The sequence below is a fragment of the Kitasatospora mediocidica KCTC 9733 genome (genome assembly GCF_000744225.1).
GTDB classification, from domain to species: Bacteria; Actinomycetota; Actinomycetes; order Streptomycetales; family Streptomycetaceae; genus Kitasatospora; species Kitasatospora mediocidica.
In genome coordinates this window covers 243265-265981 of sequence record NZ_JQLN01000007.1, presented here as the reverse complement: position 1 = coordinate 265981, position 22717 = coordinate 243265, and the positions used below count along the sequence as shown (strand labels likewise).

General features: G+C 73.4%; 21 protein-coding genes. 10 read left to right on the top strand and 11 right to left on the bottom strand.

The window, feature by feature from the left end; genetic code table 11:
• Positions 1-99: 99 nt before the first annotated feature.
• Complete coding sequence (locus tag BS80_RS31595; RefSeq protein WP_051967472.1) at positions 100-1770, top strand: DEAD/DEAH box helicase; 1671 nt, start codon at positions 100-102, stop codon at positions 1768-1770.
• A gap of 65 nt (positions 1771-1835) precedes the next feature.
• Here the strand turns inward: BS80_RS31595 and BS80_RS31590 are convergent, their stop codons facing one another.
• Entirely contained in the window at positions 1836-2726 is an 891-nt protein-coding gene (locus BS80_RS31590; protein WP_157536719.1) for a hypothetical protein, read from the bottom strand.
• Positions 2727-2884: 158 nt separating this feature from the next.
• Between BS80_RS31590 and BS80_RS31585 the strand changes: the two genes are divergently transcribed.
• Positions 2885-3301 carry an SsgA family sporulation/cell division regulator gene (locus BS80_RS31585; RefSeq protein ID WP_035804651.1) on the top strand — a complete coding sequence of 139 codons (417 nt, stop codon included), beginning with the start codon at positions 2885-2887 and terminating at the stop codon, positions 3299-3301.
• A gap of 175 nt (positions 3302-3476) precedes the next feature.
• A complete protein-coding gene (locus BS80_RS31580) occupies positions 3477-3788 on the top strand; it encodes a hypothetical protein (protein ID WP_035804649.1) in 312 nt (103 codons plus the stop codon).
• 4 nt (positions 3789-3792) lie between these two features.
• On the opposite strand, the gene BS80_RS31575 is transcribed toward BS80_RS31580, so the two are convergent.
• Complete coding sequence (locus BS80_RS31575) at positions 3793-4272, bottom strand: ATP-binding protein (protein ID WP_035804646.1); 480 nt, start codon at positions 4270-4272, stop codon at positions 3793-3795.
• A 238-nt stretch (positions 4273-4510) separates the two neighbouring features.
• On the opposite strand from BS80_RS31575, the gene BS80_RS31570 reads away from it, so the two are divergent.
• Complete coding sequence (locus BS80_RS31570) at positions 4511-5416, top strand: SigB/SigF/SigG family RNA polymerase sigma factor (protein ID WP_063772129.1); 906 nt, start codon at positions 4511-4513, stop codon at positions 5414-5416.
• A gap of 9 nt (positions 5417-5425) precedes the next feature.
• Here BS80_RS31570 and BS80_RS31565 read toward each other — a convergent pair whose 3' ends face one another.
• The gene (locus tag BS80_RS31565; RefSeq protein ID WP_051967471.1) at positions 5426-6319 is read right to left on the bottom strand and encodes a UbiA family prenyltransferase; all 894 of its coding nucleotides are present in this window, start codon (positions 6317-6319) and stop codon (positions 5426-5428) included.
• Between the two features lie 79 nt (positions 6320-6398).
• On the opposite strand from BS80_RS31565, the gene BS80_RS31560 reads away from it, so the two are divergent.
• The 4 genes from BS80_RS31560 to BS80_RS31545 are packed head-to-tail and all read left to right on the top strand — an operon-like array spanning position 6399 to position 9600.
• Positions 6399-7481 (top strand): type III polyketide synthase, encoded by a 1083-nt coding sequence (locus BS80_RS31560; protein WP_035804645.1) that lies wholly within the window; start codon positions 6399-6401, stop codon positions 7479-7481.
• A gap of 9 nt (positions 7482-7490) precedes the next feature.
• Positions 7491-8024, top strand: a complete 534-nt coding sequence (locus tag BS80_RS31555; RefSeq protein ID WP_035804643.1) for an isoprenylcysteine carboxyl methyltransferase family protein — start codon at positions 7491-7493, stop codon at positions 8022-8024.
• A gap of 44 nt (positions 8025-8068) precedes the next feature.
• Entirely contained in the window at positions 8069-9082 is a 1014-nt protein-coding gene (locus BS80_RS31550) for an NAD(P)/FAD-dependent oxidoreductase (RefSeq protein ID WP_035804641.1), read from the top strand.
• Between the two features lie 50 nt (positions 9083-9132).
• On the top strand, positions 9133-9600 hold the full coding sequence (locus BS80_RS31545) for a hypothetical protein (RefSeq protein ID WP_063772128.1): 468 nt from the start codon (positions 9133-9135) through the stop codon (positions 9598-9600).
• On the opposite strand, the gene BS80_RS31540 is transcribed toward BS80_RS31545, so the two are convergent.
• The 3 genes from BS80_RS31540 to BS80_RS31530 all read right to left on the bottom strand — a co-directional run bounded on the left by BS80_RS31540 (position 9579) and on the right by BS80_RS31530 (position 12934).
• Positions 9579-9935 carry a nuclear transport factor 2 family protein gene (locus BS80_RS31540; RefSeq protein WP_035804638.1) on the bottom strand — a complete coding sequence of 119 codons (357 nt, stop codon included), beginning with the start codon at positions 9933-9935 and terminating at the stop codon, positions 9579-9581. The two genes, BS80_RS31545 and BS80_RS31540, sit on opposite strands and share 22 nt — an antisense overlap.
• 160 nt (positions 9936-10095) lie before the next feature.
• Entirely contained in the window at positions 10096-11403 is a 1308-nt protein-coding gene (locus BS80_RS31535) for an aldehyde dehydrogenase family protein (protein WP_035804636.1), read from the bottom strand.
• Positions 11404-11428: 25 nt separating this feature from the next.
• On the bottom strand, positions 11429-12934 hold the full coding sequence (locus BS80_RS31530) for an MFS transporter (protein WP_035804634.1): 1506 nt from the start codon (positions 12932-12934) through the stop codon (positions 11429-11431).
• A 148-nt stretch (positions 12935-13082) separates the two neighbouring features.
• On the opposite strand from BS80_RS31530, the gene BS80_RS31525 reads away from it, so the two are divergent.
• Together BS80_RS31525 and BS80_RS31520 are read left to right on the top strand one after the other, a co-directional pair.
• Positions 13083-13517: a MarR family winged helix-turn-helix transcriptional regulator gene (locus tag BS80_RS31525; protein WP_035804633.1), complete on the top strand. Its 435-nt coding sequence runs from the start codon at positions 13083-13085 to the stop codon at positions 13515-13517.
• Positions 13518-13571: 54 nt separating this feature from the next.
• A complete protein-coding gene (locus BS80_RS31520) occupies positions 13572-15848 on the top strand; it encodes a molybdopterin-dependent oxidoreductase (protein WP_051967469.1) in 2277 nt (758 codons plus the stop codon).
• 41 nt (positions 15849-15889) lie between these two features.
• Here BS80_RS31520 and BS80_RS42140 read toward each other — a convergent pair whose 3' ends face one another.
• From BS80_RS42140 to melC1, 5 genes are all read right to left on the bottom strand, one after another.
• A complete protein-coding gene (locus BS80_RS42140; protein WP_051967468.1) occupies positions 15890-16528 on the bottom strand; it encodes a TetR/AcrR family transcriptional regulator in 639 nt (212 codons plus the stop codon).
• A gap of 81 nt (positions 16529-16609) precedes the next feature.
• Positions 16610-18064 carry an MFS transporter gene (locus BS80_RS31510; RefSeq protein ID WP_083975603.1) on the bottom strand — a complete coding sequence of 485 codons (1455 nt, stop codon included), beginning with the start codon at positions 18062-18064 and terminating at the stop codon, positions 16610-16612.
• A gap of 190 nt (positions 18065-18254) precedes the next feature.
• Positions 18255-20591 (bottom strand): M4 family metallopeptidase, encoded by a 2337-nt coding sequence (locus BS80_RS31505; protein WP_051967467.1) that lies wholly within the window; start codon positions 20589-20591, stop codon positions 18255-18257.
• Between the two features lie 635 nt (positions 20592-21226).
• Positions 21227-22054, bottom strand: a complete 828-nt coding sequence (gene melC2, locus BS80_RS31500; protein WP_035804629.1) for a tyrosinase MelC2 — start codon at positions 22052-22054, stop codon at positions 21227-21229.
• A 50-nt stretch (positions 22055-22104) separates the two neighbouring features.
• Positions 22105-22518, bottom strand: coding sequence for an apotyrosinase chaperone MelC1 (melC1, locus tag BS80_RS31495; protein ID WP_035804627.1), 414 nt, complete (start codon positions 22516-22518; stop codon positions 22105-22107).
• Between the last annotated feature and the right edge of the window lie 199 nt (positions 22519-22717).

Below are 22717 nucleotides of genomic sequence, written 5' to 3'. Positions count from 1 at the left end.
CCCCGTCGTGGCATTCACACTGGCTCGTTCTTGCGATCTCCGTACGGCCCTGGGCCGCGGAGCCTTCCCGGAGACGTGCCATCTGAGGAAGGTTTTCGTATGAATCGCTCTACTGGTTCCTCCTACCGACGCTCCGAAACCCGGTCCGGTTCCCGCACCGGCGGCGGCTCGGGCACCCGCAGTGAGTTCGGCTCCCGCTCCGGCGGCGGTTCGGGCGGTTACGGCGGGAGTTCGGGCGGTGGTTACGGCGGCGGTTCGGGCGGCGGCTACGGCTCCCGCTCGGGCGGCGGTTCGGGTGGTTACGGTGGCGGCGCTCGTCGCGCCTCCGGCCCGCCGAGCCGCCAGTCGCGCGCACCGCAGGGCGAGTTCGCCATGCCGGTGAGCACCACCCCGGCGCTGCCCGCCGTCGAGGCCTTCGACGAGCTGGACATGCCGAACGCCCTGCTCTCCACGCTGGTCCGGCAGGGTGTCACCTCGCCGTTCCCGATCCAGGCCGCCACCCTGCCGAACGCGCTGGCCGGTCGTGACGTGCTCGGCCGCGGCCGTACGGGCTCCGGCAAGACCATCGCCTTCGGCCTCGCCGTGCTGGCCCGCACGGCCGGCAGCCGGGCCGAGCCCCGCCAGCCGCTGGCCCTCGTGCTGGTGCCCACCCGCGAGCTCGCCCAGCAGGTCACCGAGGCGCTCACCCCGTACGCCCACTCGGTGCGGCTGCGGATGGCCACGGTGGTCGGCGGCATGCCGATCAGCCGCCAGGCGCAGGCGTTGAGCCGTGGCGCCGAGGTCGTGGTGGCCACCCCGGGCCGGCTCAAGGACCTGATCGAGCGCGGCGACTGCCGGCTGGACGAGGTCTGCATCACGGTGCTGGACGAGGCCGACCAGATGGCCGACATGGGCTTCCTGCCCCAGGTCACCGAGCTGCTGCGGCAGGTCGCGCCGGACTGCCAGACGATGCTGTTCTCCGCCACCCTGGACCGCAATGTCGACCAGCTGGTGCGCCGCTTCCTCAAGGACCCGGTCACGCACTCGGTCGACCCGTCGGCGGCCACGGTCAGCACGATGGAGCACCACCTGCTGCACGTGCAGGGCCACGACAAGAACGCCGCGATCGCGCACATCGCCTCCCGCGAGGGCGGCGTGATCATGTTCACCGACACCAAGCACGGTGCCGACCGCCTCGTGCTCGACCTGCTCGCCAGCGGCGTGAAGGCGGCCGCGCTGCACGGCGGCAAGTCCCAGCCGCAGCGCACCCGCACCCTGGAGCAGTTCCGCAACGGCCAGGTCACCGCGCTGATCGCGACCAATGTCGCCGCCCGTGGCATCCACATCGACGGGCTCGACCTGGTCGTCAACATCGACCCGCCGAGCGACCACAAGGACTACCTGCACCGCGGCGGCCGTACCGCCCGGGCCGGCGAGTCCGGCACCGTGGTCACCCTGGTGCTGCCCAACCAGCGCCGTGGGATGGCCCGGATGATGGCCACCGCCGGTATCACCCCGGAGTCCACCCAGGTCCGTTCCGGTGACTCGGAGCTCGCCCGGATCACCGGCGCCTGCGTGCCGACCGGCGTGCCCGTGGTCGTCGCCGACCCGGTGGTCGAGCGCCCGCGCCGCGGCGCCTCCGCCTCGGGCCGCAACCGCCGCAGCCGTCCGGCCTACGCGGGCCGCAGCCAGGGCAGCGGCTCCGGTGCGTCGGGCGGGTCGGGTTCCTCGCGGGGCTCGTCCGCCGGCTCCCGTAGCGCCGCGCCGCGCCGCACCAGCGCCTCGGCGTAACAGCGCGCCCACCCGGGCAGCGCCGCACGGACCCCGTGCGACCCGCCGTACTCCCCGTCCTCTCGCTATCCGGCCGGACGGGACCAGTACGCCTGGTCGGGCGGGGTCCGTCGTCGTAGGTCGGCCCGGACCTCGCGGGCCAGCCGGTGGGTGTCCCGCCGGTTGAGGCTCGCGCCGACGGCCGCGCCGAGCAGGAACGGGACCAGGACCGGTAGCGAGCGCACCGAACTGCGGGCGAGGCGCCTGCGGACCTGCCGCCGGACCTGCGAGCCCGCTCCCATCGCGATGATGCCGGCCGGGCGCACCAGGCTCATCCCGTCGATGCCGCGCCGGTTGGCCCAGGCCGAGATGTAGGCGGCGGACCGCTGGGCGGTGGTGCCCGCCGCGCGCATGCCGTAGACCTCGTGCAGCTCGGCGATCAGCTTGATCTCCACGGCCGCCACCGCCAGCGTCTCGGTGGCGATCTCGACCGGCATGGCGGGCGGGGTCGGCACCATCGCGGCGGCTCCGATGCCGGCGCCGACCGCGCCCGACGCCCGGCAGGCGCCGAGCACCAGCCGGTCGGCCAGCGTCTCGGGGTCCAGCGCGTTGGGATGCTGGGCCCGCAGGGTCGCCAGGTCCCGCACGGGGATCCGGGGCGCGGTCGCCAGCAGCCGGTCGGTCAGCCCGCGCGCTCCGCTGCTCGCGCTCTGCGCCGCCCGGCGTCCGCCCCGGTCGAAGCCCTTGGCCAGGCTCCGGGTCAGACCGCCGGCCAGCGCCTGGGCGCGCCCACGGCCGGCCTGTGGCGGGGCCTGCGGGCCGGCCGTCGGGTCGGGGCCGGTGTCCGGCCACCGCTCGGCCTCGGCGGTGAGAGCGGCCAGCGCCCGCGCCGGATCGGTCGCGTCGGATCCCTCCTCGGGGACCGCCGCGCTCGGGAGTGTCGGGTCGGGGACACGGCGCTTTCGGATGAATGCCATGCCATCCGGGTACCCGCTGCCGGGCACTCGACGCAGCCGGGCCCGGTCCAGGGCGGAGCGGACCGGCGCCGGCCGCGCATGGTGCGGCCCAATGCGGGTAGCCGGGTCTGCCTAGCGCCGGATGCGGTCCGGCGTACTTTCCCGCCAGGAGGACCGCCATGCGCGCCGAGATCGACAGCCAGCTCCCCGCCCTACTGGTCGCACCGGGCGCGCCACGCCTGGACAGCAGACTGACGTACCGCAGCAGCGACCCGTACGCCGTCACGCTGGCCTTCGGCGCCCAGCACGCGCTGGAGGGCGAGCCGGTGGTCTGGGTCTTCAGCCGCGAGCTGCTGGCGACGGGGGTGAACACCGTGGCCGGGGCGGGCGACGTCCGGGTGCGTCCCTACGATCCGGGGCGCACCGTGATCGAGCTGCGGGTGCCGGAGGGCTCGGCGGTGCTGATGCTCCCGACCGACGGTGTGCGGGCCTTCCTGCGGGCCAGCTACGAGGCGGTGCCCAGCGGCGCCGAGGGGCGGGGAATCCCGTGGGACGCCTTCCTGGCCACCCTGACCGAGGAGATCGACGGCCCGTAGCGGGAGCTCAGGTCACCGTCCCGGCAACGAAGCTGACGGACCGTCCGAGACTGGCGGCGGCCGGGCCGTTCAGAGCTGCCGGGCGCTGGGCAGGATCGCAGGGGCAGCCGTGGTCTCCGCCGGCCGCCGGCCGCCGGCCCTCGTACACAGTCGACAGGACCCTGAAGGGATCTCGATGACGGAACTCTTGGTGGAGCTCAACCAGGCGCGGATCGACGGCGAGGACATGGCCGTGGTGCTCGACCTCCTCGGCGACCTCGCCACCGAGGTGGAACCCGCTCAGCAGCGCACCACCGAGCACGGCGACGGCTGGGTGCTCTACATCCACTGGATGTCCGACGCGCCGGTGCCCGCCGCCCTGGCGACCGGGCTGCCGCGCGCGGCGGTCCGGATACGCGACTACTTCACCCGCCAGGGAAAGGTCCCGCCGAGCCGGGTCGACCTGCTCGACGCGGACCGCACGCCGCTGATGCGGATCTCCCCCTGATGGCCTAGCGATCAGCGGGCGGGGCCGTGACCTCCAGCCAGACGGACTTGCCGCTCTGGTCCTCGCGCACCGTGACCCCCCACTGCCGGGAGAGCCGGGCCACGGTGTGCAGTCCGTGACCGCCCGGGCGCCCGGGATGGTGCGGCACCCGGGGCTGCGGGGGGACCGGGCTGGCGTCGGACACCTCCACCCGGACGGCGTCGGCGGTGCCGCGCAGCAGGAGCTCCTGCGGCCCGCCGGCGTGCAGGCAGGCATTCGTCACGAGCTCCGAGACGAGCAGCAGCACGTCGTCGGCCGCCGCCTGGCGCTCCGCGTCCTCGGCGGGGAGCCAGCCCCAGTCGTGCAGCGCCCGGCGGGTGAAGTCCCGGCACCGGGCGACCACGCCCCGGGTGTCGAAGAGCGCGAGCCGGCGGACCTGGCCGCCCCGGGGTAGTCCCACGGGCGCGGGCCGTGGGAGTGGCCGCTCGGTCCGGCTGGTGTTCATCTGGCCTCGTCCACCCTCACTCGCCCCTGGTTCAGCCGTCGGTCAGCCCTTGGTCAGCCCTGGGCCGGCGCTCGTGCGCAGGGCCGCGATACTCCTACGACTGCCCGCCGCCCAGGCCCTCAACCACGCCCCGAGCAGGGAGATCTCGATCGACCCGCACCGGTGGGCGTACCGTGGGCAGTCGAGCAACGTCCCAGTCGTCGAAGGCCACAAGCCGACCGTGGAGGGGACACCACTCATGGCAGCCCGGAACGTCCGATACGTCAGGTACCCGACCGCCGCACCCCCGGCGAGACCGGTCGCCGCACCGCCCACCGGCGGCGGACGGCCGCCCGGCCCGCCCACCGACCTGCCCGTACTCGCGGCGGCGGAGAGCGTCAGCACCGGTGACGCGCGGGCGATGTCCAGGGTGCTCTTCCGGCGCCTCGCCGAGCTGGAGGAGGGCACGTACGAGTACGCGTACGTGCGCAACACGCTGGTCGAGCTGAACATGGCGTTGGTCCGGTTCGCCGCCGCCCGGTTCCGGGCCAACCCGGAGCCGATGGAGGACATCGTCCAGGTCGGCACGATCGGGCTGATCAAGGCCATCGACCGCTTCGAGGTCGAGCGCGGCCTGGAGTTCACCACCTTCGCGGTGCCGACCATCAGCGGCGAGATCAAGCGCTTCTTCCGCGACACCACCTGGGCGGTGCACGTCCCGCGCCGCCTGAAGGACCTGCGGGTCGAGCTGGCCAGGGCCACCGACGCCTTCGCCGCCGAGTACGACCGCGCCCCGACACCCGCCGAACTCGCCGACCGGCTGGGGCAGAGCGTCGAGGAGGTCACCGAGGCGCTGACGGCGGCCAACGGCTACCACTGCTCGTCCACCGACGCGCAGAGCGACCCGGAGGACGGCGAGGGGGCGCTCGCGGCCCGGACCGGCATGGTCGAGCACGGGTTCGAGGCCGTCGAGAACCTCCAGGCCCTCAAACCGCTGATCGCCGCGCTGCCCGAGCGTGAGCAGCGGATCCTGTCGCTGCGCTTCGGCGAGGAGCTCACGCAGTCGCAGATCGGTGCGCGGCTCGGCCTGTCCCAGATGCACGTCTCCCGGCTGCTCTCGCGGACCCTCGCCGAGCTGCGCGAGGGGCTGCTCGCCGAGGAGTGAGCCCAGCCCTCAGGCCGGCCGGGCGCCGCGCAGGAGCAGGAGCCCGACGTCCAGGCCCGCCAGCGCGAGGGTGGCCAGGAACGGCAGCCGTCCGCGCGGGACCAGCACGACGGCCGGTGTCAGCGCGCCGGTGACCGCCAGCGCCACCCAGCCCGCGACGCCGACCGGTCCCGGCGGCCCGAACACCAGCACGGCCGACGCCGCCAGCAGCGGCCCGGCGGCCAGCACCCGGGCCCGCCCGGGCCCCAGCCGCTGCGGCAGCCCGCGCACGCCCGTGCCGAGGTCGTCCGCGATGTCCGGCAGCACGTTGGCGGCGTGTGCGCCCGTCCCCAGCAGGGCGCCGGCCGCCATCGCCCAGGCCGCGGGCCAGGGCCGCCCGGGCAGCCCGAGGGTGACGAAGGCGGGCAGCAGGGCGAAGGCGACGGCGTAGGGCAGCCAGGAGAGCACCGTCCGCTTGACGCCCAGGTTGTACGCCCAGGCCGCGCCGACGCCGACCAGGTGGGCGCCGCCCGCGAGCAGTCCGTTCGCCAGCGAGAGCGGCACGCAGAGCGCCAGCGCGCCGCCCGCCGCGACGGCCACCGCGTGCGGGCGCACGGTGCCGGTGACCAGCGGCTTGTCGGCCCGCCCGGCGGCCAGGTCCCGCCGCAGGTCGACCCGGTCGTTGCACCAGCCGACCGAGAGCTGCCCGGCGAGCACACTCAGCGCGACCAGCGGGCAGCCGGCCGCGCCCCGACCGCCCGCCGCGGCCAGGACGGTCGCGACGGCGGTGACGGCGAACGACGGCGCCGGGTGCGCGGCCGCCAGCAGGGCGCGGAGCCGTCCGGCCGCCGACCGTCCGCCTGCTGCTCCGCCCGTCGCTCCGCCCGCTGCTTCGCCCGTCACCTGCGCTTCGACGCTGTGCATCCGATGATCCTAGGGCGCGGAAATGCCTTCTGCGTCCTCATTCCTGACGATTCGTCCGACTTCCGCCTACGCTGATCCGATGACGCGAATCGCCGCTGTTCAGGGAGTGCTGCCACCCCACCGCTACGAGCAGCGCGAGATCGCCGAGGCGCTCGCTGCGGTCTGCCTGCCCGACGGCACCGATCGCGCGACGCGCGCCGATCGCGCCGTGCTGGACCGACTGCACCGCACCTCCTCGGTCGGCACCCGCCATCTGGCGCTGCCGCTGGAGCGCTACGCCGACCTGGGCGGCTTCGGCCGGGCCAACGACCTGTTCATCGAGGAGGGCCTGCGGCTGGGCGAACGGGCGCTGCGGGCCGCGCTGGACCAGGCCGGGATCGCCCCGCACGAGGTGGACCTGGTGATCACCACCTCCGTGACGGGCATCGCCGCGCCGTCGCTGGAGGCCCGGCTGGCCGGCCGGGTCGGTCTGCGCCCCGACGTGAAGCGGGTGCCGGTCTTCGGCCTGGGCTGCGTGGCCGGCGCGGCGGGCCTGGCCCGGCTGCACGACTACCTGGCGGGGCACCCCGGGCAGGTCGCGGTGCTGCTCTGCGTCGAACTCTGCTCGCTGACCGTGCAACGCGGCGACGCCAGCCCGGCCAACCTGGTGGCCGGCGCGCTGTTCGGCGACGGGGCCGGCGCGCTGGTCGCCGTCGGCCGTGAGCACCGGCTGCACCGGGAGGGCGCCGGACCGACCGTCTCGGCCACCCGCAGCCGTCTCTACAGCGGCACCGAGCGCGCGCTCGGCTGGGACATCGGCGACACCGGCTTCCGGATCGTGCTCGGCGCCGAACTGCCCGAGCTGGTCCGCCTGCACGTCGGCGAGGAGGTGCGCTCCTTCCTGGCCGAGCACGACCTGAAGCCGCCGGACGTCGCAGGCTGGGTCTGCCACCCGGGCGGCCCGAAGGTGCTGGACGCGCTGGAGGCGACGCTCGGTCTGGACGCCGGGGCGCTGGAGCTCACCCGGCGCTCGCTGGCGCAGGTCGGCAACCTCTCCTCGGCCTCCGTGCTGCACATCCTGCGCGACACGCTGGCGCTGCGCCCGCCGCCGTCCGGCACGCCCGGCCTGATGCTGGCGATGGGCCCGGGCTTCTGCTCCGAGCTCGTCCTGCTGCGCTGGTAGGCGGCCGCGATGACCGCCTACGCGCTGCTGATCGTCCTGGTCGCCGTCGAACGGCTGGCCGAACTGGTCGTCGCCCGCCGCAACGCCGCCTGGAGCAGGCGCAACGGCGGGGTCGAGTACGGCCGCGGCCACTACCCGGTGATGGTCCTGCTGCACACCGGCCTGCTGGCGGGCTGCCTGGCCGAAGTGGCGTGGGCCGGGCGGCCGTTCCTGCCCGCGCTGGGGTGGCCGATGCTGGCTCTGGCGCTGGCCGCCCAGGCGCTGCGCTGGTGGTGCATCGCCACCCTGGGACCGCGCTGGAACACCCGGGTCATCGTGGTGCCCGCGCTGCCGCTGGTGACGGCAGGCCCGTACCGGCTGCTGAGCCACCCCAACTACCTGGCCGTCCTGGCCGAGGGTGTGGCGCTGCCGCTGGTCCACACGGCCTGGCTCACCGCGACCTGCTTCACGCTGCTCAACCTGCCGCTGCTGGCGGTCCGGCTGCGCTGCGAGAACGCGGCGCTCACGCGCTGCGTCGCGCCGGCTCCAGAGCCCGTCGGATGAACCGGCGAACGCATGAACTGGCGAACTGGTGAGGTGGTGATCCGGTGATCGACCTGCTGATCGTCGGCGGCGGACCGGCCGGCCTCGCCACCGCGATCCACGCCGCCCGGGCCGGGCTGGCGGTGGTGGTGCTCGAACCGCGTCCCGCCCCGATCGACAAGGCCTGCGGCGAGGCGCTGATGCCCGCCGCGGTCCTCGCCCTGGCCGAACTCGGCGTCGCCGTCGAGGGACACCCGCTGCGCGGCATCCGCTACCTGGACGCGCGCCGGCAGGCCGAGGCCCTGTTCCGCGCCGGACCCGGCCTGGGCGTGCGGCGCACCGCGTTGCACCAGGCGCTGTCCTGGCGCGCGGCGGAGCTGGGCGTGCCCGTCCTGCCGCTCAAGGCCGGACCGGTCCGGCAGGACGGGCACAGCGTCACCGCCGCCGGCCTCACCGCCCGCTACCTGGTCGCCGCCGACGGCCTGCACTCCCCGATCCGCCGCGCGCTGGCCCTGGACCGCCCCGATCCGCGCCCGCCCCGCTACGGCCTGCGCCGCCACTTCGCGCTGGCGCCCTGGACGGACTGCGTCGAGGTGCACTGGGCCGCCCGCTCCGAGGCCTACGTCACCCCGGTCGGCCCGGGCCTGACCGGAGTGGCCGTCCTCACCGGCGACCGCGCGCCCTTCCCCGAGCAGCTGGCGGCCTTCCCCGCACTCGCCGCCCGGCTGCGGGAGGCCTCGGCCGGTCCGGTGCGCGGCGCGGGACCGCTGCGCCGGCCGGTCAGCGCGCGGGTCGCCGGGCGCGTCCTGCTGGTCGGCGACGCCGCCGGCTACCTCGACGCACTCACCGGCGAGGGCATCTCGCTCGCTCTCGCCACGGCCGCCCACCTGGTGCGGTGTGTCGCCGCAGACCGTCCGCACGCATACGAACGAGCCTGGCGGCAGGCCTCCCGCCGCCACCGACTGCTCACCGGCAGCCTCCTCGCGATCCGCTCCCACCCGCAGGCGGCGCGCCGGATCGTCCCGGCCGCCGCCCTGCTCCCGCCGGTCTTCGCGGCCCTGGTCAACCGCCTCGGCTGAGTGGGCGCCCTCCCACCGGGTACGCGTAAAGAATGAGACCCGTGGAGCCAATGAGACCCGTGGAGCCACCCCCCGCGGCCGGCCGGACCACCCTCTGGGTGCTCGCGCTGCTCACCGCGGCGGCACTCGCCGTCGACGCGTACGTGCACGCCGATCTGGCCGCCCGCTATGACCCGATCAGTGCCAGCATCAGCCAGGGCGACCTCTTCCGGATCGAGGCCGCCGCCGCCTCGCTGGCCGCCCTGCTGCTCGTGCTGCGCCCCACGTCCCGGCTCGTCTGGGGCTTCGCCTTGCTGGTCATCTCCAGTGCCCTCGGCGCGATCCTGCTCTACCGCTACGTCAACGTCGGGACACTGGGCCCGCTGCCCAACATGTACGAGCCGGTCTGGTTCCGGGAGAAGACGCACGCCGCCGTCGTGGAGGCCATCGGCACCGCCACGGCCCTGGCCGGGTTCACGCTGGCCGTCCTGCGCGGCCGGCGCCGGCACGCGGCCCTTCAGCGCGGCGTCAGCCGGTAGCTGACGGTCATCGCCTGGATGAGCCCGTCCCGGAAGAGGAAGGTGTCGACCCCGTCCTCGGCCCGGTTGGTGTCCGAGTCGGCGGCCCACTCCAGGTACAGGAGGTCGCCACCGAAGTTCTTGACCCTGATGTCCCACCGGGCGCGGGGAATGTCGGCGAACAGCTGCGCGAACGCCTCGCGCACCCCGTCCCGGCCGTGCCTCACCCCGGCCGCGGTGATGAAGACCGCGTCCTCGGCGAAGTTCTCCAGGATGCTGTCGAGGTTTTCGGAGCGCAGGGCCTCCCCATGGGCCTGGAAGGTCTCCTGCGGGGTGCGGGACGCGAGGTTCTCCATCGATGCTGCCCTTCCTGGCCCGGGACCGGCTGCCTGCCGGCGCTGCGCCGAGGGTATCTGACGTGGCGTCAGGACGGCCCTGAGGCGCTGAACCCGGTCGGTGACGGCATGCGGCAGGCCCCGCCCGTGACGGGTGGGGCCTGCGGGTGCGGAGGAGTGCTCAGCCGATCGGCTTGTCCAGGATCGCCTTCGTGTGGCTGAAGGTGTCCATCGAGTACTCGCCGTGGTAGCGCCCCATCCCGCTCTCGCCGACGCCGCCGAACGGGAGGTCGGGGATGGCGAGGTGGGAGACGGGCAGGCCGAAGGCGAGGGCGCCCGAGGAGGTCTCCTCGGTGAGGCGCGCCTTGGTCTGCTCGGACTCGGTGAAGGCGTACAGGGCCAGCGGCTTGTCGCGGTCGTTGACGAAGGCGATGGCGGCGTCGAGGTCCGGGACCGCGATGAGCGGCAGGATCGGGCCGAAGATCTCCGCCTTCATCACCGGGGCGTCGGGGGAGACGTCGGCCAGTACGGTCGGGGCCAGGTAGCGCGTCGCGCGGTCGTGGGTGCCGCCGGTGACGGTGCGGCCGTCGTCCAGCAGGGCGGTGAGGCGGTCGAAGTGGCGCTCGTTGACGATCCGGCTGTAGACCGGGCTGGCCGCCGGGTCGTCGCCGTAGAGCGCGTGGACGGCGTCGGCCAGGTGCGGCTCCAGCGCGGCGGCGCTCTCGCCGATGGCGAGGACGTAGTCGGGGGCCACGCAGGTCTGGCCGGCGTTGAGGAACTTGCCGCGGACGATCCGCTGGGCGGTGGCGGCCAGGTCCACGCCCGGCTCGACGACCACCGGGCTCTTGCCGCCGAGTTCCAGGGTGACGGGGGTGAGGTGCTGTGCGGCGGCGGCCATCACGATCCGGCCGACCGTGCCGTTGCCGGTGTAGAAGATGTGGTCGAAGCGCTCGGCGAGCAGGGCCGTGGTCTCCGGGATCGCGCCCTCGATGACCGCGACGGTCTGCGGGTCGAGGAAGCGCGGGAGCAGCGCGGCCATCGCGGCCGAGGTGGCCGGGGCGAGCTCGCTGGGCTTGACGACGGCGGTGTTGCCGGCCGCCAGCGCGCCCACCAGCGGCGCTAGGGCCAGCTGCAGCGGGTAGTTCCACGGCGCGATGATCAGCACCACGCCGAGCGGGTCGCGCACCACCCGGGCCGCGGCGGGCAGGAAGCTGTCCGGGACGGGGGCGGACTTCGGGCGCAGCCACTCCTCCAGGTGCCGCACGGTGTGGTCGAGCTCGTTGAGGGTGAAGCCGATTTCGGTGCGGTAGGCCTCGGCCGCGCTCTTGCCCAGGTCGGCGTGCAGGGCCTGCTGGAAGGCCTCGGCCTGCTCGGTGAGCAGGGTCCGCAGGGCGGCCAGCTGAGCCAGGCGCCAGGCGAGCGGCTTGGTGCGGCCGGAGTCGAAGGTGGCCCGCAGCTCGGCGACGGTGGTGGCGACGGTGGTGGTCATCAGGTGCTCCAGGAGGGTGGTTCGGTCAGACCTGCGCGGGGACGGCGTCGTCGGCGGGCGTGCTCGCGGCCACCGGGAGGGCGGCGCCGAGCGGGCGGTGGTGCTTGCTCAGCCCCACCAGGGCGACGGCCACGGCGAGCAGCAGTGCGCCGGCGGCGATCACAAAGCTCAGTGTGAACTGGCTCTCGGCGGGCAGCGCCACGCCGAGCCGGGGGTAGCTGACCATCTTCGAGGCGAGCAGCGAGGTGACCACCGCACTGGCGATCGAGCTGCCGACCGAGCGGGAGATGGAGTTGATGCCGTTGGCGATGCCGGTCTGGTGCAGCGGGACGCTGGCCGCGATGAGCGCGGGCATCGCCGCGTAGCCGAACGAGATGGCGATGCCGGTGAGCATGCCCGCGATGATCACCGCGGGGCTGGAGCCGTGGCCCCAGGCCAGCCAGGCGAAGCCGGCGACGCCGATCAGGGCGCCGATCGCCAGCACGAAGCGGGCGCCGATGCGGTGCACCAACTTGCCGCCGAGCGGAGCCGCCGCGAGCGAGATGAGCGCGCTGGGCAGCAGGTACTCGACCGAGGCGCGCAGCACGGAGGCGGTGAAGCCGTATCCGGCCAGCCGCTCCGGCACCTGGACCAGGTAGGAGATGCCGATGAACTGGGCGAACGAGGCGAAGCCGACGAACAGTCCGGCCAGGTTGGTGAAGAGCACCTGGCGGTGGACGAACATCCGCATGTCGACCAGCGGGTTGGCGACGCGCAGTTCCACCAGGACCCAGACCGCGGCCATCACGACCGCGCCGACCAGGCAGCCGATGATCCGGCCCGAGCTCCAGCCCCACTCGTGGCCCTGCGAGATGCCGAGCAGCAGCAGGACGAGGAAGACCGCGAGGGTGGCGGCGCCGAGCACGTCGATCCGCCCGCCGCTGGGCGATCCGCCGTGCGGGACGAGGACGGCGACGGCGGCCAGCGCGAGCAGGGTCAGCGCGGTGGAGAACCAGAAGACCAGGTGGTAGTTGGGGTTGCTGCCCTGGGTGAGCAGGCCGGTGGCCACCAGGGAGAGGCCGCTGCCGAACGCGAGGGTGCCGCTGACCAGGGCCATCGCCCCGTGCAGCTTCTCGTGCGGGACCTCGTCGCGGATCACCGAGAGGGCGAGCGGGAAGATCGCGGTCGCGGAGCCCTGGAGCACCCGGGCGATGATCAGCAGGGTCAGCGAGGTGGTGGTGGCGGCGAGCACCGAGCCGATCACCATCACCACCAGGACCGCGACCAGCGTGCGCTTCTTGCCGAACTGGTCGCCGACCCGGCCGAGCAGCGGGGTGAAGACGGCGGCGGAGAGCAGGGCCGCGGTGGTCACCCAGCTGACGCCGGCGGCGCCGGTGTGCAGCTCGCGCTGGAGCAGGGCGAGGATCGGGACGACCTGGGTCTGGGCCATGGCCACGACCATCGCGGCGAGGCCGAGCGCGAGGATCAGAGGGGTGCTGCCGCGTTCCTTGGTGCTGGATCTCGGCGCTGCGTGGGTCGGGGCGTGGCTCATGACGGTCCTGCGGTCCTTCCGGGAGGGCCCTGCCGGGTGCGGCGGTGGGCCTGAGGCTTGAAGGGGTAGATGGTTGATGTCCTCAAGCAATGAATTGAAGGTAGTCCTCGATGGTTGAAGATGTCAAGCAGTCGCCTACACTGGAGGCATGACCCCGACCACACCCACCTCGACCGCACCGTCGCCCGTCCAGCTGATGGACCAGCTGGCCCAGGCCGCGGCCGGCTACTACCGCGCCTTCGCCGCCGTGGCCGCCGAGCGCGGGCTGACCCTCATGCAGGGCAAGATGCTCAGCCTGCTGCGCCGCCCGATGCCGATGCGGACGCTGGCCGAGCTGCTCGCCTGCGACGCCTCCAACGTCACCGGCATCGTCGACCGGCTGGAGGCGCGGGGTCTGGCCCGCCGCGAGGTCGACCCCGGCGACCGGCGGATCAAGAACGTGGTGCTGACCGAGGAGGGCGAGGAGACCGTGCGGGCGATCCGCGCCGAGCTGATGTCCGGCCTCACCGGGCTGGAGCAGCTGGACGAGGAGGAGCGTCTGACCTTCCAGGAGCTGCTGGTGCGCGTCTTCCCACTGGCCTGACGAAGCTCGTCCGCGCTCTGTCGCCGCAGCCTCCCGGCCGCTACCCTCGCTGCCATGACCGGGCTACTGACCAGTACATCCGTCGTCACCCACCGCACCTGCCCGCTCTGCGAGGCGACCTGCGGGCTGACCGTCACGGCCGCCGCGGCGGCCGACGGCGGACCGCCCGCGATCTCGGTCCGCGGCGACGGTGATGACCCGTTCAGTCGCGGCTACCTCTGCCCCAAGGGCGTCGCGCTCGGTCAGCTGCACGCCGACCCCGACCGGCTGCGCACCCCGCTGATCCGGCGCGGCACGACCTGGACGGAGGTCGGCTGGGACGAGGCCTTCGCCGAGGCGGGCCGGCTGCTGGCCCCGCTGCTGCGCGAGCACGGCCGGGACTCGGTCGCGGTCTACCTCGGCAACCCGACCGTCCACAACCACGCGGCCTCGCTCTACACCCGGGTGCTGGTCCAGGCGCTCGGCACCGGCTACCGGTTCAGCGCCAGCACGGTCGACCAGATGCCCAAGCAGGTGGCCTCCGGCCTGATGTACGGGACGGAGCTGTCGATCGCCATCGCGGACCTCGACCGCACCGACTACCTGCTGATCCTGGGCGCCAACCCGCTGGTCTCCAACGGCAGTCTGCTCACCGCCCCCGACCTGCCGGGCCGGCTGCGCGCGCTGCGCCGGCGCGGCGGACGGCTGGTGGTGGTCGACCCGCGCCGCACCCGGACCGCCGAGGCCGCCGACGAGCACCTGGCGATCCGCCCGGGCACCGACGCGCTGCTCCTGGCGGGCCTGGCCCACACCCTGCTGGCGGAGGGCCTCGCCGACCTCTGGCAGGCCGCCCCTCACGTCACCGGTCTGGACGAACTGCGCGCCGCGCTGGCGCCGTTCACCGCCGAGGCGGTCGCCGCGGCGACCCGGATCGAGGCCGGCACGGTCCGCCGGCTGGCCCGCGAACTCGCCGCCGCGCCCAGCGCCGCCGTCTACGGGCGGATCGGCACCACCACCACGGAGTTCGGCACCGCAGCCAGCTGGCTGGTGGACGTCGTCAACACGCTCACCGGCAACCTGGACCGCCCCGGTGGCGTGCTGTGGCCCGAACCCGCCACCGGCTCGCCCAACACCACCGGCGAGCCGGGGCGCGGCCGCGGCGTCCGGGTGCCCGGCTCGCGCCGCACCCGGGTGCGGCAACTGGCCAGCGTCTTCGGCGAGTTCCCGGTCGGCACGCTGGCCGAGGAGATCGACACGCCCGGCCCGGGACGGCTGCGCGGTCTGATCACCTTCGCCGGGAACCCGGTCCTCTCCACCCCCAACAGCGCCCGGCTCGGCGCCGCGCTGGCCTCGCTCGACGCGATGGTCAGCATCGACGCCTACCTCAACGAGACCACCCGGCACGCCCACGTGCTGCTGCCGGCCGCCTCGCCGCTGGCCCGCAGTCACTACGACCTGGTCTTCACCGGCTTCGCGATCCGCAACACCGCCAAGTACTCGCCGCCCAGCCTGCCGCTGGGGGAGGGCGAGTTGGACGAGTCCGACGTGCTGCTGCGACTGGCCTGCACCGCGCTCGGCGGCGGCCTGAGCGCCGACGAACTGGACGACCTCACCGCCGCCGACACCGCGCGCCGGCTGGCCGCCGACCCCTCCTCGCCCGCGTACGGCGCCGACCCGGTCGAGCTGCTCGCCGCCGTCGCCCACCGCCGGCGCCAGGACCGGCTGTTGGACCTGCTGCTGCGCGGCGGCCCGTACGGCGACGGCTTCGGCGCCAAGCCGGAGGGCCTCAGCCTGGACGCCCTGCTGGCCGCCCCGCACGGCCTGGACCTCGGCCCGCTGCGCCCCCGGCTGCCCGGCGTGCTGCGCACCCCGAGCGGCAAGGTGGAACTCGCCCCGCCCCAACTGCTGGCCGAGGCACAGCGGTTGGCCGAGCATCTGGACGGGCTCAGGGCCGCCCCGGACGGTGGGCTGCTGCTGGTGGGCCGCCGCCAGCTGCGCTCCAACAACTCCTGGATGCACAACGTCCCGCTGCTGGCGGGTGGCAGCAACCGCTGCACGCTCCAGCTCCACCCGGCCGACGCCGAGCGGCTCGGCATCACCGACGGCGGGCCGGTCACCGTGCGCTCCCGGGTCGGCGAACTGCTCGCGACCGCCGAGATCACCGACACCGTCACCCCCGGAGTGGTCAGCCTGCCGCACGGCTGGGGCCACGACGGCCCCGGCACGCGCGCCGCGGTGGCCGCGCGCGAGCCCGGCGTCAACAGCAACCTGCTGACCGACGAGCTGCCGATGGACCCGCTGTCCGGCACCGCGGTGCTCAACGGCATCCCGGTGGAGGTCCTGCCGGGTTAGCGCTCCGGCAACCGCTGGGCTGCCTGGGATGACGGCCGATCCTAGGCGCCGTCGGGCCGGCCCGCGCCGGTGATCCGGGTCAGGTCGGCGCGGGTCAGTGCGGGGTGGGTGCTGCGTACGGCGGGGGCGCGCAGGCCTGCGAGGAGGATGTCCAGGTGGCGTTCCCAGGCGTGTGGGGCGATCGCGCCGGTGGTCTGGACGATGCCGCGCAGGGCCCAGGCCGACGTCATCACGTCGCCGAGTTCGACGTCCGCGCCGACCAGGTCGAACTCCCTTGCCTGCTCCAGGAGTTCGCTGACTACGTCCCACAGCTGCGCGGCGGACTCGGCCGTGGTGCGGCCGATCAGCTGGTCGGCGTAGCGGTGGTGGTCCATGAACGAGCGGCCGAGCACCCGCAGGAAGGCCTCCAGGCCGGAGCCGTCCCCCCGGGCCAGCACCCGGCGGCCGGCCTCGACGAGTTCGTCCAGGATCAGCCGGACGAGTTCGTCCAGCAGCGCCTCCTTGTTGGGGAAGCGACGGTAGACCGTGCCGACGCCCACCCCGGCGCGGGAGGCGATCAGCTCCACGCTCGCGTCGGTGCCGAACTCGGAGACGACCTCACGGGCGGCGTCCAGCACCAGCTGGTGGTTGCGCGCGGCGTCGCGCCGCATCGGCCGGGCGTCCGCGTCCCGTACAGCCATCGTCGCTCCTGGTCCGGGGTGGTCGGGGCCTGCCTGGAGTGCAGTCTAGTGCGACGTCAGGCCCCGACCCGCCCCTCGGGGTCAGGCGCTCTCGTGGACGGGCCGGGCGTCGGTGACGGCGTCGCCGGGGGAGCCGGCCGCGGGGGTGGCGGTGCGGCGGGCGGCGACCGGGATCAGGGTCGCGGCCAGCGCGGCCACCGCGAGCGCGCCGGCCAGCATGGCGAAGCCGTGGGTGTAGCCGGCCGCCCGGGGCAGGCCGCCGGGGCCGGGGTGGGCGGTGACGATGCTGGCCATCAGCGCGGCGCCGATCGAGCCGCCGATGGTGCGGATGTTGGCGTTCATGCCGCTGGCCACGCCGGTCTGGGCCGGCGGCACGGCGCCGACGATGAGGCTCGACATCGCCGCGAAGGCCAGGCCGAAGCCCACGCCCATGATCGCGGTCCCGAGGAACAACTCCCACTTGTGGTCGTGCGCGAAGGCGAACACCGACATCGAGACGATGCCGACCAGGCAGCCCAGCAGCACCACGGTCTTGGCGCCGATCCGGCGGGCCAGAGCGCCGGCGCCCATGCCGGCCAGGAACATCGTGACAGTCGACGGCAGCAGGATCAGTCCGGACTGGGTGATGTCGGCGCCGAAGCCGTAGCCCGCGGCGCTCGGGGTCTGGACGAACTCCGGCAGGAACGCGAAGACCGCGTACATCCCGACGCCGATCAGCAGCGCCACCAGGTTGTTGGTCCACACCGCCGGCCGCCGCATCATCGTCATGTCGATCAGCGGCGTCTGCGAGCGCTGCTCGACCAGGACCCAGCCGGCCGCCAGCACGACCGCGGCCACGAACAGTCCGATCACCTTGCCCGAGCCCCAGCCCCAGGTGGGGGCCTGGCTGAGCGCGAGCAGCAGGGCCACCAGCCAGGCGGAGAGCAGGACGGCGGGCAGCCAGCTGATCCGTCCGGGGGTGCGCACCGGCGACTCGGGGACGAAGAAGTGCGCGGCGACGGCGGCGGCGATGGTGAGGATCATCGGCAGCCAGAACAGCCAGTGGTAGTCCAGCGCGTTGACGATCGGACCGGCCAGCACGATGCCCAGGCCCGCGCCGACCGCACTCAGCGAGGCGATCGCGCCGACCGCCCCGGACACCTTCTCGCGCGGGAACTCGTCGCGGACGATCCCGAACGCCAGCGGCAGCACGCCGCCGCCGATGCCCTGGACCACCCGGGCGGTGATCATCACCGTCATGTCGGTGGCCAGCGCCGCCAGCAGCGAGCCCAGCGCCAGGGCGGCCAGGGTGGCGACGAAGACCCGCTCCTTGCCGACGATGTCGCCGATCCGGCCCATGATCGGCGTGAATATCGACGCCGACAGCAGGTAGGCCGTCAGGACCCAGGTCACGGTGGACTGGGTGGTGTGCAGGTCCACCTGGATCGTCGCGAGCACGGGCGTGACCAGCGACTGCAGCAGCGCGTAGGCGGCGACACCCGCTGCGAGGACCGCGAAGGTGACCTGATGGTGCGTGCGTCGGCTCTCGGACGCCATGGGACTCCCTCATCCGCTTCACTCGAAAAAGCGGAATGGTCATTCCGCCACGCGAGAGAGTACCGGACGGGAATGACGATTCCGTTTCGTCGTACGAGCTGGGCCCCGGCCGGCCCACGCACGGCTCCGGCCCGGCAGCGCGGACGCTGTCGGGCCGGAGCTTTCATCCCCCACGGATGGTGACGGTGCGTCAGCTCGTGGTGATCGCGGTGTCGTCGATCACGAAGCTGGTCTGGAGCGAGGAGTCCTCGGTGCCGGTGAACTTCAGGGTGACCGTCTGGCCCGCGTAGGACGAGAGGTCGAAGGACTTCTGGACGTAGCCGGTGGCGGCGTTCACGTTGGAGTAGGTCGCCAGCGTGGTGCCGTTGGCCGTGACGCCCAGCTTGTCGTACGCGGTGGTGCCGGTCTCGGCGGTGTCGACGTGCAGCCAGAAGCTCAGCGTCGCCTTGCAGCCGGCCGGGATGGTCACCGCCTGCGAGAGGGTGTCGGTGTGGGTGCTGCCGTAGCCGTCGAGCCAGGCCTTCCACGAGCCGGTGTGCGCGGCCTGCGAAGCGCTGTTGTCGACGACGCCGGAGCTGGCGGTCCACGGCGCGGCGCTGCCGGTCTCGAAGCCCGCGTTGCCGAGCAGCTGGGACGGGCTGGCGCAGGTGCCGCCGCCACCGCCGCCCACCGTCCAGGTGAAGGCGGTCGAGCCGGTCGCCCCGGCGCTGTCCTTCACGGTGACCGCGACGTTGGAGGTGCCCGCGGTGGTCGGGGTGCCGGTGATCTTGCCGGTCGTGGAGCTGATCGACAGGCCGGCCGGCAGGCCGGTGGCCGAGTAGGTCAGCGCGCCGGTGCCGCCGCTCGCGCTGATCTGCAGGCTCACCGCGGTGCCGACCGCGGTGCTCTGGTTGCCCGGGTTGCTGACACTCACGCCGCCGGTGGGCAGCGAGCCGACGTTGACGGCGGCCCAGGCGGTGGCGACCTGGTTGTACTCGGCGCTGTTGGCGCCGTACAGGTCGGTGGCCGCCGCGAGGGTGGCGGTGCGCGCGCCGGCGTAGTCGGTGGTCGAGGTCATGTGCGCGGTGAGCGCCTGGTACCAGATGTGCAGCGCCTTGTCGCGGCCGATGCCGGTGACCGCGATGTTGTTGAGCGTCGGGCTGTTGTAGCTGAACCCGTTGATGGTCTTGGGCGTGCTGCCCTCGGAGAGCAGGTAGAAGAAGTGGTTGGCGACGCCCGAGGAGTAGTGCACGTCCAGGTTGCCGACGCTGGAGGACCAGGAGTCCGCCGAACTGCCGTCCTTGGAGGGCTTGTCCATGTACCGCAGCGGCGTTCCGTCGCCGTTGAGGTTGATCAGCTCACCCAGCCAGTAGTTGGGCGGGTTGCTCGCCAGGTTGGCGTACCACTCGACGCCGGTGCCCATGATGTCGGAGGTTGCCTCGTTCAGGCCGCCCGACTCCCCGGAGTAGTTGAGCGCGGCGGTGGCGGCGGTGACGCCGTGGCTCATCTCGTGGCCGGAGACGTCGATCTCGGTGAGCGGGTGGGTGTTGCTCGCACCGTCGCCGTAGGTCATGCAGAAGCAGCTGTCGTCCCAGAACGCGTTGGTGTAGTTGCTGTCGTAGTGCACCCGGCTGTAGGCGCCCACACCGTCGTTGCGGATACCGCTGCGGTTGAAGGTGTTCTTGTAGTAGTCCCAGGTCGCCGCCGCGCCGAACTGGGCGTCCACGGCGGCGGATTCGCGGTTGCTCGCCTGGCCGTTGCCCCACACGTCGGTGGACTTGGTGAACAGCGTGCCGTTGCCGGACGTGCCGTTGGCCATGTCGGTGGTGTACTGGCCGCCGCGGGTGGCGTCCTTCAGGCTGTAGGTGCTGCCGGACTGGGCGGTGGTCAGGTTGACCTGGCCGACGAAGACGCCGGTACCGGTGCCGGTTTCGACGGTCTCGGTCTTGCTCAGCACCGCACCGGTCGTGGCGTCGGTGATCACCTGGAGGCGGCTCGGCGTGCCGTCCGGCTGCTTGCCGTCGACCATCGTCTGCCAGGCCAGCTTCGGGGTGTTGGTCTCGGCCCAGACGACCAGTTGGGGCGCGGCGGCGAGGGTGGTGCCGGCGGCCGCGGCCAGCGCGGCGGCCTGCGCCCCGGGAGCCGCGACGGCCGCGGTGGTGCTCAGGCCCGCGAGGCTGGCGGTGCTGGCGCGGTCGACGCCCTCGGTCGCACCGGTGGCGCTCTGATGGATGATCAGGTCACCGCCGAGCACCGGGAGTCCGGCGTAGGTGCGGGTGTAGCGCAGGTGCCTGGTCCCGTTGGGGTCGACCACGGCGTCCTTGGTGACCAGCTGCTCCTGGCTGCTGAGACCGATGGCCTGGGCGAGTGCGACGCTCTGCCGGGTGGCGTCGGCGAGCAGTTGGGCGCGGGCGGTGGCGGCCTGCGGGCTGCCGGAGGCCGCCGGGGCGGCGGCCTGGGCGGCGCTGACCGGGACGGCCGTGGCGAGCAGGGCGGTGGTCGCGGCTATCGCGGCCAGGGCTGTCCGGGCATGAATGTGGCGAGGCAATTCGCACTCCTTAGCCGACCGGCCGCGCGGGGTCGCGGGCCGGTGCGGAGATGCCGGCCGCGGGGTTGCGGCGCAGCGCGCGGAACGATGGTGGGGGTGGCGCGCGGAGCTCGGCCGGGCAGCCCGGGTCACCGGGGCCCGCCGACGTACACAACAGGCAAAGAGTCGTGCAAGGGGGTGGTACGGGAAACGGAACGGCCGAAGGGCGTGCCCGGGTCGGCGGTTCCGGTGCGACTGTGCCGGGGGGTGGGGACCCGCTCAGCTCCAGCCGGGGGAATCGTGACAGGAAACAGCCCGTGGACGACAGATGTGCGTCAAGGGTTGGCCAATAAGAATTCTCTGTGAAAACGCGGGATTGACGATCCGTCGGGGAGAGTGGGTGGGCCCTTGGTGCGGGCTGGGAGATCCATTGGCGTCGGCTTGACTCGGCAGGCCGGAGGCGGTGGCGGTTGACCGGACACCGACATGTTCGGTCCGGCGACGGCCCTGCCCGCCCGGCCCGGCCGGTCGGCCCGGAGGCGACCGGACGGGAGGGGTTCGCGCCGGACCGGGGGACCGGTTTCGGCCAATCGCCGAAGGGGTCGGCGCCGCCCATGGCGGCACCGACCCCGGTGGAGTGGCAGGAGCGTGACGGATCAGTAGGCGCTGTCGTAGGTGTAGAAGCGGGTGTGGTCGAGCAGCGCGGCCGGAGCGGTGTCGTTCCAGGGCTTCATGGTGTCGTTGAGGGACACCACGTCCTGGGTGCGGTCGGCCGGGAGGTAGCCCTGGTCGGGGTGGCGGGCCTGCCAGCCGGCCCACAGGCGGTCGATGAAGCAGTGGTGCAGCCAGAAGACCGGGTCGTTGGGGGACATGCCGGTGCTCATGTTCCCGCCGATCCAGACGTGCACCCGGTTGTGCAGGTTGACGCCCCGCCAGCCCTCCAGGTTGTTGCGGAACCCGTCGGAGGAGCTGTTCCACGGCGGGGTGTCGTAGTCGGACAGGGCAAGCACGCCGTCCACGTCCGCCTTGGTGGGCAGGTCGGCGGTGCCGGCGCCGAGCGAGCGCAGCAGGTAGTTGCGGCTGTCCGGGCTGACCGTCACCGGCCACTTGCCGCCGCTGAAGGCGAACGGACCGGTCGTCACCTGGCCGTCGCTGCTGCGCCCGTCGCCGCCCAGGAAGTCCGCGCCCCAGATCGAGGCGTCGGTGGTGCGGTCGGCCGTCCAGTCCCAGTAGGGCAGGGCCACGGTCGCGTCGATGGCCTGAAGCGCCTGCTCGAACTGGAGCAGGAACTTGCGGTGCCAGGGGAGGAAGGACGGCGACCGGTGGCCGGTCCGCTCGCCGTCGTCGGTGTCGCTCATGATGAAGGAGTTGTGCGTGCTGACGAAGGTGTCGTAACCGCCCTGGCGCTTGAGTTCGAGCACGGCGTTGACGAAGCCGCGCTTCTCCTGGGCCGTCAGGGTCGCCTGGTTCTTGCGCACTGCCATGGGTCCTCCGGGTGAATGGGTCGGGTGCGGGCCTGGACGTGCCGGGGCGGTCAGACGGAGATCGGGACGAGCTGGGCGCCGTGCAGCGCGATGACGGCCGAACGGGCCAGCGCGCGCGGCGTGCTGAAGGTCCGGTAGTGGTCGAGCACGCTGATCCACGTGCCGTCGGCGTTGCGCATCATGTGCAGTTCCCGGCCGTCGATCAGCACCTGGTAGCCCATGGCGCCGTGCTGGTGGCCGCTCGGCATCGCGGTCCCGGCGGCCATCGGCATGCCCTGGATGCGGCGCTGCTGGAAGACCTCGTCGAAGCTGTCGTCGCCCTCCAGGCCGGCGGCGGCGGTGGAGCCCGCGCCCGGGCCGGTCAGGCCCAGGACGACGGTTCCGGTGGCGGCGGTCAGCGCCACCACGGCGCCCTGGAGCATCCGGCGGCGGGTGAGATCGGTACTGGTGCTCTGTTCGGACATGGCTGTGCCCCCCTGATGTGGAATCGGTGTCCCCCCGATGCGCGTGCGATCGTCAGAACCGCCCGTGGGCAGCCGAGTTGGACGGGCCGGCACGGTGTGCGTTCGATCGATCGTTCGGGTTCATTCCTATCAGGGGTGTTGCGGGAGTTGACACAAGTGATCGAATGTAGGCGAAGTGACGGCTGTTTCTGGACAGCGA

Coding starts and splice junctions, on each gene's coding strand:
- BS80_RS31560 (WP_035804645.1), top strand. CDS start 6,399: ATGACGCGAATCGCCGCTGTTCAGGGAGTGCTGCCACCCCACCGCTAC.
- BS80_RS31570 (WP_063772129.1), top strand. CDS start 4,511: ATGGCAGCCCGGAACGTCCGATACGTCAGGTACCCGACCGCCGCACCC.
- BS80_RS31510 (WP_083975603.1), bottom strand. CDS start 18,064: ATGGCGTCCGAGAGCCGACGCACGCACCATCAGGTCACCTTCGCGGTC.
- BS80_RS31555 (WP_035804643.1), top strand. CDS start 7,491: ATGACCGCCTACGCGCTGCTGATCGTCCTGGTCGCCGTCGAACGGCTG.
- BS80_RS31540 (WP_035804638.1), bottom strand. CDS start 9,935: ATGGAGAACCTCGCGTCCCGCACCCCGCAGGAGACCTTCCAGGCCCAT.
- BS80_RS31520 (WP_051967469.1), top strand. CDS start 13,572: ATGACCGGGCTACTGACCAGTACATCCGTCGTCACCCACCGCACCTGC.
- BS80_RS31585 (WP_035804651.1), top strand. CDS start 2,885: ATGCGCGCCGAGATCGACAGCCAGCTCCCCGCCCTACTGGTCGCACCG.
- BS80_RS31580 (WP_035804649.1), top strand. CDS start 3,477: ATGACGGAACTCTTGGTGGAGCTCAACCAGGCGCGGATCGACGGCGAG.
- melC2 (WP_035804629.1), bottom strand. CDS start 22,054: ATGGCAGTGCGCAAGAACCAGGCGACCCTGACGGCCCAGGAGAAGCGC.
- BS80_RS31545 (WP_063772128.1), top strand. CDS start 9,133: ATGAGACCCGTGGAGCCACCCCCCGCGGCCGGCCGGACCACCCTCTGG.
- BS80_RS31565 (WP_051967471.1), bottom strand. CDS start 6,319: ATGCACAGCGTCGAAGCGCAGGTGACGGGCGAAGCAGCGGGCGGAGCG.
- BS80_RS31525 (WP_035804633.1), top strand. CDS start 13,083: ATGACCCCGACCACACCCACCTCGACCGCACCGTCGCCCGTCCAGCTG.
- BS80_RS31535 (WP_035804636.1), bottom strand. CDS start 11,403: ATGACCACCACCGTCGCCACCACCGTCGCCGAGCTGCGGGCCACCTTC.
- BS80_RS31595 (WP_051967472.1), top strand. CDS start 100: ATGAATCGCTCTACTGGTTCCTCCTACCGACGCTCCGAAACCCGGTCC.
- BS80_RS31575 (WP_035804646.1), bottom strand. CDS start 4,272: ATGAACACCAGCCGGACCGAGCGGCCACTCCCACGGCCCGCGCCCGTG.
- melC1 (WP_035804627.1), bottom strand. CDS start 22,518: ATGTCCGAACAGAGCACCAGTACCGATCTCACCCGCCGCCGGATGCTC.
- BS80_RS42140 (WP_051967468.1), bottom strand. CDS start 16,528: ATGGCTGTACGGGACGCGGACGCCCGGCCGATGCGGCGCGACGCCGCG.
- BS80_RS31590 (WP_157536719.1), bottom strand. CDS start 2,726: ATGGCATTCATCCGAAAGCGCCGTGTCCCCGACCCGACACTCCCGAGC.
- BS80_RS31530 (WP_035804634.1), bottom strand. CDS start 12,934: ATGAGCCACGCCCCGACCCACGCAGCGCCGAGATCCAGCACCAAGGAA.